A 15308-nucleotide genomic window follows, 5' to 3' on the forward strand; every position below is an offset into this window, starting at 1 on the left:
GTTTTTTATAAATAATAAGTAAAATCTTATAGCATCTTTACATATCATTCCAAACATTCAATTTTTTTATTGTTCTAATATTTAGAATTGTACTATTTTTATACTTTAAAATATGGAAATTTAAAATTTCAGTATTTCGAAATTCCTAAACATATCAATAATGAAATCATTTACAATTAGGTGTAATAATTGCTATTCATTAATATATTTTATCTCTTATAAACGGCTATTTTACTTCATTATGACATTAATTACTATATTATCCATTGACTTAACCAAAATAAGTCTCTATAATTTTTTTCGGAAAAGTAAATTTATCTTCACATTATTATAATAATATGAATGTTGTAAATGTATACATGTATTAGATTTTTTTGAATTTTGTTTATATTTGAGCCTTCCATATTGTGGAGGCTTTTTATTTTATCATTTTCATCAAGTGATTCTAAATTTTAAATAGAGTTTCCTAAAAAAGAAATCCTTACTCTATTTAAAGAAAAGAATAACTTATTTATCCAGTAGTCTTTATGTTATTACAAAAATAAGATAAGGTTACTAAACATGACCAAAATTTAATAATACTCATGTACAAAAAATAAGGAGGATTTTATGGAAAAATTTATAAGCTTCATAGGTATTTTTGTTTTTTTAGGTATTTGTTATTTAATATCTGAAAACAAAAAGAAAGTCAGACTTAAACTAATCTCTGTAGGAATTATTATTCAATTTATTTTTGCATTTTTAATTTTAAAGACAGCTATTGGTAAAACAATTTTTGAGAAACTTTCTGATTTTATTACAGCACTCTTAGGATTCACAAAAAATGGTTCAGAATTTTTATTCGGTGGATTGATTACTAAAACAGATAGTTTTGGGTATATATTTGCTTTCCAAGTATTACCAACTATAATATTTTTTTCATCTTTGATGGCAGTTCTATATTATTTAGGTATCATGCAATTTTTAATAAAACATATAGCCAATTTTATGGCTAAAACTTTAGGAACTTCCGGTGCGGAATCTCTATCTGCCGCTGCAAATATATTTGTTGGACAAACTGAAGCTCCTTTAATAGTTAAACCTTATATAGAAAAAATGACAAGATCTGAGCTTCATTCTGTAATGGTTGGAGGAATGGCTACAGTAGCCGGTAGCGTAATGGCAGGCTATATAGGAATGGGTATAAGTTCAGCTCACTTACTATCTGCATCTATAATGTCTGCACCAGCAGCTTTTGTTGCAGCAAAAATAATAGTTCCTGAAACTGAAGAAGCCATAACTAAAGGTAACGTTAACTGTGAAACAGAAAAATTAGATAAAAATGTTATTGATGCAGCTGCACGAGGTGCTTCTGAAGGACTGCAAATGGCTCTTAATGTAGGGGCTATGTTACTAGCCTTCGTAGCTTTAATAGCTATGTTAAATGCTGGCTTAGAAGGTATTGGTCATTTATTTGGCTTTAATGGTCTAACCTTTGAGAATATATTAGGTTATGTTTGTGCTCCTTTTGCTTATATAATGGGTATACCATCACAAGATATGTTAACAGCAGGTTCTCTTATTGGACAAAAAACTGTTATAAATGAATTCGTAGCATATTCAAACTTATCTACCCTTATGAAACAAGGAACATTAAATCCAAGAACAGTAACTATACTAACTTATGCCCTATGTGGATTTGCTAATTTTAGTTCTATAGCTGTACAACTAGGCGGTATAGGAGCCCTTGCTCCAAAGAGAAGAAGTGAAATAGCTCAACTTGGCATAAAAGCTCTAATAGGCGGTACAGTAGCCAGCTTCTTAACAGCTTGCATAGCTGGAATATTAGTATAATCTAAGAAAATTACGCGCAAAAAGTTTCTACCACCCTTAGATTTAAAAAGGATATATGTTTAAAAAGTTAGATCAATTAACTAAAAAGTTCTACTTTAATTTTTTTAAGATATATGATCTAAAATATAAACTAACTAACGCTCAAACATATATTGGGGACACATATCCTTTTAAAAAATAAATAAGAACTTCTAAAGCTTTTTAATGCCTTTTACACCACATATCCCAATTTTTAATCTGAGGGAAGATAGTATAATTATTTAAGTATAATTTTACTGCCCTTTTTTACTTGAAGTCTATGTAACAATATTTTAAGGTATCAAAACAAGAAACACTTTTAGAGAAAATAGATATCCAGAAAAATAAATAGAATACTTTATTTGTGAACTAATATTAGTATTCTTCATTTTTATAACCGTCTATTGACTAGAAGTGTTTCTTGTTTTAATTCTTATCCTTTAAAGTCTATTACGTCGTAATTTGAAATTAAGGCAACATAACTTATAAAATTGAAGATATGAACAATATTCTTTGAAAATTGAATAATACCATGTAAAAATACATTTAAAATATTTTTATTGGATAAAACTTTTTTACTGTATGATATAATGTTGATGTTTAAGTGATAATTGTAATATATTATGAAGACTAAAGAAGATATTATAGTATAATTGCCATATTCATAAATTATATTAAACAAGTATATTTTAGTGAGGAGAAGTATTATGGATTATTTTGAAAATGAGAAAATTAAAGATTTGAAGTTTAGGAATGAAATTATAAGCAATAAAGAATATATTGATTGTGATTTTTATAATTGTAATTTCATAGATGTAGAATTTAATAATTGTTTATTTAAAGAATGTACATTTTATAATTGCACTATGAATAGTGTTATATTTAGATTTTCCACTATGAAGAATGCCACACTAAATGAATCAGAATTTATAGGTATAAACTGGAATACTTTAAAGGGAGATTCCCTTAGTAAAGGACCAATAAATACAGTTAGGGAATGTTTCTTTAAATATAATAACTTTATATCAATGAGGTTAAACAACTTTAACTTTTCTGGTTCAAAATTTCAAGAGAGTCTCTTTGAAGATTGTGATTTGATAGATGGAAATTTTAAAGATGTACGTTTTGAATCCACACAGTTTATCCAATGCGATATGACAAGGGCAGATTTTAGAGGGGCATATGGATATGCTATTGATATTCAAAGTAATAAATTAAAGAAGGCGAAATTTTCATTTCCTGAAGTAACAAATTTGTTAAAATCAATAGATATAGTGATAGATTAATATATAAAATTTATATTTAATGTAACAATTGAAAAAACTAACAGTTTAGTTGAACACCGTATTATTCATGAATTGAATTTTATGGTGTTTTTACGTCGTATTTCAAATAGTAGACCCAAGAATGTAGATATTGTGAAATAGTTAAGAGAAAATGTTCTTTGAAAATTGAATAATACCATATTAATGATATAATAACTATTGTATAATTATGTGAGTTAGTTGTTTATTAAACTAATCCATAAATTAGAATTTGGAGGGTTATGCTATGAAATCATACAAAATAATAGACATGAAAGAATTTGATAGAGCAGACTATTTTCAATACTTTACAAGTGTAGGCACTACTATTGAATTTACAATAAAAATAGCTGTAACAACTGCTGTGCAAAAGTGCAATCAAGAATCAATTAGTTTTCATGCGTACACAGTGTTTAAAATCTATAAAGCAATGAATTCGATTCAAAATTTTCGATATGACATTCTTGATGGAAATGTTATTGAATGGGAAAAAATTATTCCAACATTCTCTAGTTTCAACAAAAAGAGCAAACTCTTTTTCACACTGTGTGAAGAACCGATGGAAAGTTATCTTGCATTTGATAAGCAATATAAAAATGTAACTGCAAAATATGCTGATTCAAGCATAATTGTTCCCCAAATGGATTTACCACTCAATGTATTTAATATTTCTTGCATACCTTGGATGCATTTTGAACATTTTTCTTCCAATTCAAAAACACAGGAAAATCAAATTACGAAGATGATTACTCTTGGGAAATATGAAGAAATCAATTCAAAACTAATGATGCCGATTACAATACAAATCTCACATGCAATTGCAGACGGTTATCATGTATCCATGTTTTTTAAGAACTTACAGGATGAAATGAATGAAAAATAGTGTTTCTATTTTATGCTGTATAATGTTAGAGTGTAACAGTAAAATTAAGTTTCAGTATAAATATAACAAATTTTAGTTTTTGATTATCTGAGAACAAAATTAAAAATATTTTTCAAATACCATATTATTCAAAAGACTATGCGGTATTTTTTATTTCGCAATTCAATAAAATTACGACATAACAAAAAATTAAAACAAGAAATACTTTTAGTCAATAGGTGGCTATAAAAATTTTAAATTGAAATATAAAATTTGTTTGCTAACACACATAAATATTTAGCATAAGAATCAATATAGTTAAAGTTTATGAATGATACACTTATTACACATGTTATGCATTTATTTTGTAACCAAAATTTTTTTAAAGTCATTTCTTTCAATCATAAAAATATAATTGTAGATTTTACGTAACAAAAATAGTAAAATCATCCTTTAGTACTTCCTCTTACATAGAAAATTACGTTTAAATAGTTTAATATCTTCCTTTAAGTTAAAAAATTGGTATATGTGGTGCAAAAGGCATTGGAAAAAGCTTTAAAATTTATTATTTATATTTTGGACCATATATCTTAAAAAATTAAATTAGAACTTCTTAGCTAATTGACCTGCCTTTCAAGCCACATATCCCTTTTTTAATCTAAGGTAGTAACCTTTTACGTGGCAATTTTCTTAAATTGTTAAGTAATATGTAAGAATTAGATATAAACTTTTGTAAAGTAAGTCTATTTCACAATATCATATATACATGAATGCTTAATATATGTGGATTTTTATGTTATACTTAATTGATCACAGTTTTAAAACCAACCACTAATACTGAGGTGATTTTTTTGGTAAACGACGATAATACTATTAATTTAGATAATCTATTTTCTAATGAAAATAGTGAAAAATTTTTATCAGTGTCTGTTCTTCAAGTAGCTTTTAATGTGGCTTATGAAGGACTTATTCTTGTTGATAATAATTACAATATAATAAAAATAAACACTATGGGTTTAAACATTTTAAATTCTACAGAAGATAAATTAAAAGGATCTTCTATAAAAGATATATTAAAAAATTATGGTTTTATACAGGACTGTCTTGAAAATGGTACCCATAAATTTAGCATAGATTCCTGCTTTTTTATAGGCAATAATTCTATAAGATGTATTACAAACATAATGGCTGTAAGACTTCACAATTCCATTGTTGGAGCCATTTTAACCATGAGAGATACAAGGCATATACATAAATTAGTTAATAATGTGGTTGGTTATAAAGCTTCCTATGCTTTTGAGGACATAATAACTAAGAATCAAAAAATGAAGAGCATAATAGAATTAGCTAAAAAAGCTTCTGAATCTGATTGTAGTATTTTAATAGATGGTAATAGTGGTACTGGTAAAGAACTATTTGCTCAAGCTATTCATAATCATAGTGATAGGCATCATGGTCCTTTTGTAGCAGTAAACTGTGCTGCTATCCCTAGAGAATTAGTTGAAAGCGAATTATTCGGCTACGAAAAAGGTGCCTTTACAGGTGCATCTAAAGGCGGCTATCCTGGTAAATTTGAACTTGCTGATGGTGGTACTATATTTTTAGATGAAATTGGAGAATTGCCATTAGATGTTCAATCAAAACTATTAAGGGTTTTGGACAATTTAAAAATAATGCGAGTAGGTGGTACTCATGAAAAGAAAATAGATATTCGAGTACTAGCAGCTACTAATAGAAATTTGGCTGAAGAAGTTTCCAATAAAAACTTTAGAGGAGATCTTTATTATAGATTAAATGTTATTAATATTCATCTAATACCTTTAAATGATAGAGTTGAGGATATTGAAGCTTTAACTAATTATTTTATAGATAAATTAAATATTAAAAATCCAGGAAACTTTAAAAAGATAGCTCCTGAATTTATGGATAAACTTAAATGCTATAGTTGGCCTGGAAATGTACGAGAGCTTAGAAATGTTGTAGAAAGAAGTTACTATATCTGTGAAAATAATATTATTACAGATAAATTTTTAAATAGCAAATTAATAAAAACTGGATCAGTTAACTGTTCTGTTGATGAAAAAGAACCTATAATTCCATTAGATGTTTTAGAGCATAAAGCTATTAAAAATGCATTATTCCATTGTAAAGGAAATATTGTTCAAGCTTCAGAGCTATTAGGCATTAGTAGAGCTACCATATATAGAAAAATAAATAAATATAATATAAATGTTAATTACTAAATACAAGTACAAATAATAACCATTAATTTAGACAATACAATAAAGCTATATAAATTAATCACAACTAATTTATATAGCTTTATTGTATTGTCATAAAAAATTAGGGTCATGTTAATAAAATATATTTCTAATTATTTGATTCACTTTCTTTTGGTTGTTCTGTATCTGTTGATTCTTGTTTCAATTTTTTTATTAAATTATGATTTAATAAATCATCTGAACTTTGAAGGTCATTAGCACTTTCCTGCTTTTTAGCCTTTAATTCTTCTGTTTCCGGAATTTTTTGTCCAGTTTTTATATCATAATATTCTCCTGTCCAAGAAATATAAAACACTTTTCCATCACTAAAAGATCCATTTCTAAATGTAACTTTAGGATTTTTAACATTTAATAAATCATTACCCAACATATATTTTCTAGGTAAATTATACATATTAGCTAGTGTAGGATACAAGTCCATTTGGCCACCATAAGTATGATTTACGCCTTTATTCTCATCTTTAGGGAAATGTATAAACATAGGTACTTTTTGTAATTCATACCATTTTAAATCGTTTGGTGATTTTTCTCCTACAAAGTCGTACAACTCTTGTATATAGTTCTTAGATATAGCATTATGATCTCCATAAATAACTACTATTGAATTATCTAAATATCCCTCTTTTTCAAGATTATCTAAATACATTCCTATTTGGTCATCTGTATAATGTATACCTTTTAAATAATTACCTGTAAATGAACCTTCATATTTTCCTACATTAAATTCTCCATATCCTTTTACATCATCATAAGGGAAATGGCTGCTCAAAGTTACTAGAAAACTATAAAATGGCTGTTTAAATTCTTTTATTTTTTCTAAAGATTGATTAAAAAATGATTTATCACTTAGTCCTAAACCTACTTCTTCATCTATATTATAAGTAGATTCTCCATAAAAATCTTGGAACTTTTGGGCTTTATACATTACATTTCTGTTCCAAAATCCATCTTTATATCCATGCATAGCTGCTGTATAGTATCCTTTGTCTTGAAATTCGCTTGGCATAGATTTAAATTCATTGCCACTATACATATAATAAGCCGCTCCTGAAGCTGCTGGATATAATGAGTTATTAGACATAAATTCTGCATCAGATGTATTTCCTGCTGCTACTTGATAAAAATAATTGTCAAAATACAAACTTCTATTTATCCATTTATTTAAGTTAGGGGTTATTTCCTGTCCCTCTACTTTTCGATTTATAACGAATTGTTGAAGGGCTTCTACTTGTATGACTATTAGGTTTTTACCTTCCCCTACGCCTTTCAATTTTGTTCCCTGTATTTTTGATCTCTCATCAAAGGTATTTACTATTTCCTTTTCTTTAGCTTCAGGAAGTTTCTTGCTGTTATTTATTTTATTTCTTGTAAATTGATAAGCATCTATAACATGAAAGTTCACATTTCCTAAAACCTTGGTTATATATATTCTGTTGCTCATAGTGTTAAGTAATCCTGGTTGATCTACTGATAACTTATATATGTTTATTCCGTTTAATAAAATAGCTCCTGCCAGTATTAAAGTTCCTATTCCTAATCGTATAATTCTTTTGTTTTCCTTATAAGGCATATTTTTGTATACTTTTAAGAAAGGCAAAATAAGAAATATATCTAAAAAATATACAAAATCCAACGGTTTAAATAAACTTACAATACTGGAGGCAACACCTCCTAATAAAAAAGCATTTCTTATAGCTCCTATAGATATAATATCTTTGTAATATCTAAAGTATAATAAATCTGCTAAAATTATAGAACTGATTATTATATTAATTACATATAAAAATTTAGTTCTTTTGTATTTCTGCAAGAAATAACCTACTCCTAGCAGTATCCCTACAGATGCAATTACTGGTGGTAGTATATACTTGTAGCTAAAAAATTCTGGAGATATTTCTTTTCCATAAAAAATTACCTTTAAACTTACTAATAATAAAAATAATATTATGTCTAAATTTCTAATAAGTATTTTCGTGATTACATTTTTTAACTTTAAAGCCCGCTCCATTTCCATCCCTCACTAATAATATTTTGCTTTTTAAACTTATACATATAGAACTTACTATTAATTTAATGTATTTTATATCCTGGTACTAATATATTATATAAATTTTGATTTATAAATTTCTCAAATGTAAATTGAATATCATTATCTATACTTATTTAAAATTCAAGCCTTTTATAAAAAGGAAAAGTCAACTTCTACTTAAATGTATTAATTAAAACTTTTCTATATTAGTATAAGATTTGCCTATGTATATGGTTTAAATAAAATATTAAAATTTTTTTAATATTTCTCTATTGACTATTATATATGTATATATATGAATTATGCAAACCATGAATAAAAACTCTATGAATATTCATAGAGTTTTTACAACCAAAATATCAATTATATACATCCATAACTTTATATTTCATATATAACCAATATATAATATTCTTATTTTCTTATGCCGTATCCACCATAAACAGTGTTTATATCATTTATAGATATCATTGCATTGATATCACTGTTTTCTATGGTTCTTATAATTTCCTGTCTTCTCTTTCTCTTAGCGTGTATTATAAGCATTTTCTTGTGATCTATTTTTCCCTCAGCATCTACCATAGTTACCCCTATATTTTCGTTTCTTAATATTTCTGCTAATCTCTTACCATCTGATTCTGCCGCTATAACATTTATAGTTAATAGTCCTATGGCTAATTTTTCTTCTATAACACAACCTATATAATTACCACAAGTAAATCCTAAAGCGTAAACTACCATTCTTATAGGATCTTCCTTAATTCCCGTTAAAACGGAACTAGTTACATAAAGCCATATAGTCACTTCTACAAATCCTATAATTGATCCATATAATTTTTCACCACGAGTAATTAAAACTGTTCTGATGGTCATTAGTGCTACTTCCATGATTTTAGCAAAAAATATAAATGCATAGTATGATAACATTTAACCAGCCCCCCTATCTCTTAATTTTCAACATAAAAAATATAATTCCAAACATCCAACCATAACATATTATATATGGAAATCTTCTAATTGTTAATACTATTTTTAAAAATATATGTTAATTATTTTTAATAATTTTCTATATGCATCAAAAGCCTCAAATATATAGCTTACATGAACTTTTTATATTCAACTTCAAGTTGGAACTTAGTACATATTTTAACTTACATGGTGAACTATTCTACACAAAAAAACCTTAGTATTAAGTACTTAGAAAAATACTTTAATATTAAGGCTTTTTATCCATTTGATACATTATTATGTTAAGTCAAAATAATGCATTTAATTTATTTATAACTGTTCTTTAATTTTTTATAACTATTGAATTAAAATAAATCACTTTATTTATTATACAATAGGCTCATAGTGATATATAAATATTAGTTCATGTAACAATCTACATCTTTGAAACATGCAACACCTACTAATCCTGGGCCACTATGAACTCCAGACACAGGACTTATACATCCTCCAAGCATACTAAAAGTAACATTAGGCAACTTTTTAAGTATTTCAAAAACTTCTTTAGCTTCTTCTTCTGCATTTCCATGCATAACATAAATTTTGCATTTGCTCTTTTCTAAAAGTTCTTTAACAATATCTACAAGCTTAGCTAAAGATTGTTTTCTACCTCTTACTTTCGTATATGTATAATATTTTCCATCTTCATTATCTATAGAAATTATAGGCTTAATATTTAAAAGCTCCGCTATAGTTCCTGCAACTTTTCCTATTCTTCCACCTCTTTTTAAATACTCAAGAGTTCCAACTACGAAAAATGTTTTAGTATTTTCTGTTATCTTAGGAATAACATTAACTATTTCCTCATAACTTTTGCCCTGTTCTATCATTCTTGCACACTCTATTAGGATTACACCTTCTCCTAAGGATATAGACTTAGAATCACATATATATGTTGTAAGTTTAGGATGGTTCTCACTTACTATTTTCATTCCGTTATATATTCCAGATAATCCGCTAGATAAAACTACAGATATTACATGGGTATACCCTTCTTCTTCTAATTGTGTGAAAAGGTTATCCATATCCTCCATAGATGGCAATGAGGATGTAGGAACTTCTACTTCTAAGTTTTCATAAACTTCTTTAGAACTTATATCAATTTTATCTCTAAGTTCCCTATCTTTATATATTATTCTAAAAGCTAACTGCTTTATGTTATACTTTCCTATTAAATCTTCTGGTAAATCACTAGTTGTATCAGTAATCAATGCAATCTTTTCCAATTAAAATTCCTCCTAATAACCATATACGAATATAGATTAATTATAACACTTTACTGCTATATGACAATAGATGTAAAAAAATAAGATATAATAAATTATATATGTTTATTATATCTTTAATTATATTATTTATTATTAATAACATAATTATGTAAAAACTTACTTAATTATATTATAAATTTTCCTATTAAAAATTAATTATAGTACTTTAATTTAATACTTTAGGCACTGCAAATAACTTATAATTAACATTTGCATTGCTACTTATTTCCTTTATATCTTCTACGCTGTTTATTTTTAAAATTAGTGTTGATCCTTTTTTATTTAAAATTCCACCTCCAATAAGATATCTTTCCCCTAATACCCTATTAGTTAGATGAGTTTTTATTTTGCTAAGCACACTGTAGTCACCGGATTTATAGTTAATTTTAACAAATAAATTATAATCGTTCTTCACTTCACAAATATTCATCTTTTCAACCCCTAATTTCATAATAATTTTTTATTACATGTTTATTGTATCGAACATTAGTTCAATAGTCAACTTTTTTTCTATATTTTTTGTACTTTTTGTTTAATTATTGTAAAATATTTGTATTTTTTGGCATTATATACATTACAATATAGAAATTAATAAATGTAAAAATTGATTTTTGTTTATATTTGTTAATATTCCTTTAAATAAACATTGACTTGCATAGCATAAAATGCTATTATTTGTATTAAAATTGCATAGATGTCATCCATATATTTCTGATAATACGGTTCAGAAGTTTCTACTAGGTACCATAAATGCCTTTGCTATGGGTGAATCCTTTATATTTATATATATATTTATATGTACATATTTATATTCCAAAACTATTAAGGATTTGCTTATATCCTTGGTAGTTTTTTCGCGTTTTATTTAATTTATGCTATTATTTAGGGAGGATAAAAATGAAAACAACTCATAATACGGGTTCTTTATTGGAAAGAATCTTTAAACTTTCACGCAACAAAACGAATGTAAAAACAGAAGTTATTGCTGGTTTTACAACTTTTATTACTATGGCCTATACTCTACTTGTCATTCCTAACATATTAAAATTCTCCGGAATGAATTCTTTAGGCTTAAAAGGAGATGCCGCAGGAAAACTCACCACTTTAAATGACCCTGTAGTGGCAGCATTATTTACAGGTATGTGTCTTACATCCGCTATTGGAACTATAATAATGGCTTTTTACGGCAATTTACCCTTTGCTGTAGCTCCTGGTATTGGACTTACTGCTTTCTTTACTTATAGTGTATGTTTAACATTAGGATATACTTGGCAACAAGCTTTAGCAGCTGTATTTATATCTGGAATTATATTTATAATTATTACCGTTACATCCATAAGAGAAAAAATAGTAGATGCTCTACCTAAAAATTTAAAAATAGCTATAACAGGTGGTATAGGTCTTTTTATAGCTTTAATAGGTTTAAAAAGTGGACATATTATCGTATCTAATCCAAGTACTTTAATTAGCTTTGGAAGTTTTTCTGATCCCAAAGCTTTACTCACACTTATTGGAATATGTTTAATGGGAATATTAGTAGCAAGGCAAGTTAAAGGTGGTATGCTTATATCTATAATTGTAACTACTATTATAGGAATGCCTCTTGGAGCTACTAACCTTTCTGGTTTGAAGATATTAAGTACACCAGCTTCTGTAGCCCCAACATTTTTAGCTTTTGATTTTAATGGACTTATACATCATAATGGAGCTGGATTTATAGGAGCATTCACCAGTATCATAATGGTTATATTAACCTTTAGCCTAGTTGATTTATTTGATACTATAGGAACTTTAGTAGGTACAGCACAAAAGGCAGATATGATTTTGCCAAATGGTAAAATTAAAAATATGAATCAAGCTCTTTTATCTGATGCTGTCGCCACAACTATAAGTTCTATGTTTGGAACTACAACTACAGCAACTTATGTAGAATCAACAGCAGGAATCGCTGAAGGAGGAAGAACAGGATTAACATCATTAGTAGTAGGAATATTATTTTTACTATCCTTATTCTTTAGTGGATTAGTAGGCATAGCCCCTGCAGAAGCTACTGCACCTGCGCTTGTAATTGTAGGAGTTTTAATGGTAAGCTCTGTTAAAGATGTAGACTTTGATGATTTTACAGAAGCACTTCCAGCTTTCTTTACTATAGCAATCATGCCATTTAGTTATAGTATAGCTAACGGAATTGCAGCAGGCATAATATTCTACCCAATAATGAAAATATTCACTGGAAGACATAAAGAAGTTCATCCTATTGTTTATGTATTAGCTGTATTATTCATAATCAGATTTATAATGCTACCAAGTGCATAAACTAAAAAAATTTGGACTTAAAAGGCTTCTACTACCCTCATACTTAAAACAAAAATACTTTTAGAGAAAATATATGGCTATAAAAATAAATATAATACTTTATTTTTATAGCCATTCATTGATTAAAATATTTCTTGTTTTAATCTCTATATTTTAAAGTTTGTTAACTTGTAATTTTACTAAGAGATAAAATAAAATCATCTATCATAAATTGAAAACTTTCTTCTGGACTAACTTTATTTTGGAAATATCCAAGAAACTTTAAGGATATAAATCCATGCAAAAGACTTCTCAATGCTCTACTTTTATGTATTAAATGTGTTTCATCTTTAATATAAAAATTTAAGACCTGATGCATTATATTATTAGTTTGCCTTGATAATCTATTTATTTCTTCATTTTCTGTGCTAGCAACATTAACAAAAAGCCTGTAAGCACTGCTGTTCTTAAAGGCAAAATCTCGATAAGCATAAGCATATTTTCTTATAGCATCTTCCCCACTTTTCCCAATTAAGTTTTCCATTAAACTCAAATTTAATTCATTTAAAAGATATATGGTCATCTCTATTCTAAGATCATCCATATTGTTAAAGTGATTATATAACGATGGATATTTTATATCCAATTTTTCTGCAATCTTTTGAAAAGTAACTTGATTAAGACCAATTTCATCAGCCAATAACAAAGAAACTTTAATAATTTTCTCTTTGGTTAGATTTCGTTTTCTTACCATTTTGCCACTCCTTACAATATTATAAGATAGTTTAACATATTATAATATTTTTTACAAACTACAAATTGTATTTTACAAACTATAGATTATAGTTTATTATTATATAATAAAGCATATTTGTGAATTTTATTATGTACTGTGTAATAAATTAAAATAAATATATAATATTTGTTTTATTATTACTTATGTAAGAAACTAATAAATATAGAAGAAACACATATTATTAATTAATTTTATACAATGGTTTGGTTACAGTAAGAAAAGGAGTTTATTTATGAAATTGTGGAAAAGAAATTTAGTAGTTTGTTGGATTGGAATGTTCGTATCGGGTATAGGAATGAGCCAAATTGCACCTGTATTACCTTTATACATAAAACAGCTTGGTATTTCTAATACAGCTTCAATTGAACAAATTTCAGGAATAGCCTTTGGGGCTACCTTTATAATTTCAGCTATCTTTTCTCCTATTTGGGGTAAAGCCGCTGATAAATATGGTCGAAAACCTATGCTTTTAAGAGCAAGTCTTGGAATGTCTATAGTTATATTTACTATGGGTTTTTCCCGTAATGTATATGAACTTATAGGATTAAGATTACTTCAAGGAGTTGTAACAGGATATAGTCCAGCTTGCACTACATTGATTGCAACTCAAACAGATAGAGAACATGTTGGATGGGCCTTAGGTACTATTTCAACAGGAAATATTGCAGGATCCTTGCTTGGACCAATAATTGGTGGATTTATCGAAGAACACTTTGGTTTAAAAAATGTTTTCTTTATTACTGGTGCATTACTTATAGCTACATTTATTATAACTTATTTATTTGTAAAGGAATCTTTTACTCCTGAAGATAAAAATGAACTCACAACTAGAGAATCATGGAATAGTATTCCTAACAAGGATCTAACTATTATAATGTTTGTTACCTCTTTTGTGTTAATTTTAGGATTATATTCTGTAGAGCCCATCGTAACAATATATGTTAGCCAATTGTCTCGTAGCGCCAGTCATATTGCTCTTTTAGCTGGAATCACATTCTCAGCTTCAGGACTAGCAAATATAATTGCAGCTCCAAGACTTGGAAAACTTTCTGATAAAATTGGAGCACACAAAATTATATTGGTAGCCCTTGTGGTGGCTGCACTACTTTTTATACCCCAGGCCTTTGTAAAAAATGTTTGGCAGTTAATGGGACTTCGTTTTTTGTTGGGTTTAACTATGGGTGGTCTCAATCCTTCTGTTAATGTATTAGTTAAAAAGATTACTCCCCCTTCTCTTACAGGAAGAGTTTATGGTTTTAATATTTCTGCACAATATTTAGGTGTATTTGCAGGTTCAATTTTAGGTGGGCAAATAGCCGCTAATTTTGGTATTAGATATGTATTCTTTATTACTAGTGCACTGTTATTTATAAATGCAATATGGGTTTATTTTAAAGTATATAAAAAGCTTAGTTTAAAAAAATATTCAGTATAATATAAAACAAATTCTAATCCTAAAATATATTCATTTTTCTTGACCATTTATAAAACTAATATTTAACATCACTAAATTCATATTTTATAGCTATTTAATTTAGTGATGTTTTACAAACCTTAAAATAAACATTTCCCGAGATTTTTAATATATTAACAAATAAAACATATATAGGATG

Annotated in this window: 11 protein-coding genes and 1 riboswitch; of the genes, 6 read left to right on the forward strand and 5 right to left on the reverse strand. The window is 27.2% G+C overall.

What is annotated here, in order from left to right; translation table 11 throughout:
• The first annotated feature begins 609 nt into the window (after nt 1–609).
• From NGI68_RS15295 to NGI68_RS15310, 4 genes are all read left to right on the forward strand, one after another.
• Nucleotides 610–1833 carry a NupC/NupG family nucleoside CNT transporter gene (locus NGI68_RS15295; protein WP_251862308.1) on the forward strand — a complete coding sequence of 408 codons (1224 nt, stop codon included), beginning with the start codon at nt 610–612 and terminating at the stop codon, nt 1831–1833.
• 725 nt (nt 1834–2558) lie between these two features.
• On the forward strand, nt 2559–3137 hold the full coding sequence (locus NGI68_RS15300) for a pentapeptide repeat-containing protein (RefSeq protein ID WP_251862309.1): 579 nt from the start codon (nt 2559–2561) through the stop codon (nt 3135–3137).
• 265 nt (nt 3138–3402) lie between these two features.
• On the forward strand, nt 3403–4038 hold the full coding sequence (locus NGI68_RS15305) for a CatA-like O-acetyltransferase (RefSeq protein ID WP_251862310.1): 636 nt from the start codon (nt 3403–3405) through the stop codon (nt 4036–4038).
• Between the two features lie 830 nt (nt 4039–4868).
• On the forward strand, nt 4869–6260 hold the full coding sequence (locus tag NGI68_RS15310; protein ID WP_251862311.1) for a sigma-54 interaction domain-containing protein: 1392 nt from the start codon (nt 4869–4871) through the stop codon (nt 6258–6260).
• A gap of 127 nt (nt 6261–6387) precedes the next feature.
• Here NGI68_RS15310 and NGI68_RS15315 read toward each other — a convergent pair whose 3' ends face one another.
• From NGI68_RS15315 to NGI68_RS15330, 4 genes are all read right to left on the reverse strand, one after another.
• Entirely contained in the window at nt 6388–8307 is a 1920-nt protein-coding gene (locus tag NGI68_RS15315; RefSeq protein ID WP_251862312.1) for an LTA synthase family protein, read from the reverse strand.
• 435 nt (nt 8308–8742) lie between these two features.
• Nucleotides 8743–9255, reverse strand: a complete 513-nt coding sequence (locus NGI68_RS15320; RefSeq protein WP_251862313.1) for a DUF2179 domain-containing protein — start codon at nt 9253–9255, stop codon at nt 8743–8745.
• Between the two features lie 440 nt (nt 9256–9695).
• The gene (locus tag NGI68_RS15325) at nt 9696–10562 is read right to left on the reverse strand and encodes a DegV family protein (RefSeq protein WP_251862314.1); all 867 of its coding nucleotides are present in this window, start codon (nt 10560–10562) and stop codon (nt 9696–9698) included.
• A gap of 208 nt (nt 10563–10770) precedes the next feature.
• On the reverse strand, nt 10771–11034 hold the full coding sequence (locus NGI68_RS15330) for a hypothetical protein (protein WP_251862315.1): 264 nt from the start codon (nt 11032–11034) through the stop codon (nt 10771–10773).
• Nucleotides 11035–11285: 251 nt separating this feature from the next.
• A riboswitch (purine riboswitch) is annotated at nt 11286–11386 on the forward strand.
• A gap of 115 nt (nt 11387–11501) precedes the next feature.
• Between NGI68_RS15330 and NGI68_RS15335 the strand changes: the two genes are divergently transcribed.
• A complete protein-coding gene (locus NGI68_RS15335) occupies nt 11502–12920 on the forward strand; it encodes an NCS2 family permease (RefSeq protein WP_251862316.1) in 1419 nt (472 codons plus the stop codon).
• A gap of 163 nt (nt 12921–13083) precedes the next feature.
• Here the strand turns inward: NGI68_RS15335 and NGI68_RS15340 are convergent, their stop codons facing one another.
• Complete coding sequence (locus tag NGI68_RS15340; protein WP_251862317.1) at nt 13084–13653, reverse strand: TetR/AcrR family transcriptional regulator; 570 nt, start codon at nt 13651–13653, stop codon at nt 13084–13086.
• Between the two features lie 274 nt (nt 13654–13927).
• On the opposite strand from NGI68_RS15340, the gene NGI68_RS15345 reads away from it, so the two are divergent.
• Nucleotides 13928–15130 (forward strand): multidrug efflux MFS transporter, encoded by a 1203-nt coding sequence (locus NGI68_RS15345; RefSeq protein WP_251862318.1) that lies wholly within the window; start codon nt 13928–13930, stop codon nt 15128–15130.
• The last annotated feature ends 178 nt before the right edge of the window (nt 15131–15308 follow it).

It is taken from the genome of Clostridium sp. Marseille-Q2269 (genome assembly GCF_943736985.1).
GTDB lineage: Bacteria > Bacillota > Clostridia > Clostridiales > Clostridiaceae > Clostridium_F.

Bases quoted from the DNA above. Each gene is read 5' to 3' on its own strand.
- NGI68_RS15335 (WP_251862316.1), top strand. From the start codon at position 11,502: ATGAAAACAACTCATAATACGGGTTCTTTATTGGAAAGAATCTTTAAA.
- NGI68_RS15345 (WP_251862318.1), top strand. From the start codon at position 13,928: ATGAAATTGTGGAAAAGAAATTTAGTAGTTTGTTGGATTGGAATGTTC.
- NGI68_RS15305 (WP_251862310.1), top strand. From the start codon at position 3,403: ATGAAATCATACAAAATAATAGACATGAAAGAATTTGATAGAGCAGAC.
- NGI68_RS15340 (WP_251862317.1), bottom strand. From the start codon at position 13,653: ATGGTAAGAAAACGAAATCTAACCAAAGAGAAAATTATTAAAGTTTCT.
- NGI68_RS15300 (WP_251862309.1), top strand. From the start codon at position 2,559: ATGGATTATTTTGAAAATGAGAAAATTAAAGATTTGAAGTTTAGGAAT.
- NGI68_RS15320 (WP_251862313.1), bottom strand. From the start codon at position 9,255: ATGTTATCATACTATGCATTTATATTTTTTGCTAAAATCATGGAAGTA.
- NGI68_RS15330 (WP_251862315.1), bottom strand. From the start codon at position 11,034: ATGAATATTTGTGAAGTGAAGAACGATTATAATTTATTTGTTAAAATT.
- NGI68_RS15295 (WP_251862308.1), top strand. From the start codon at position 610: ATGGAAAAATTTATAAGCTTCATAGGTATTTTTGTTTTTTTAGGTATT.
- NGI68_RS15315 (WP_251862312.1), bottom strand. From the start codon at position 8,307: ATGGAGCGGGCTTTAAAGTTAAAAAATGTAATCACGAAAATACTTATT.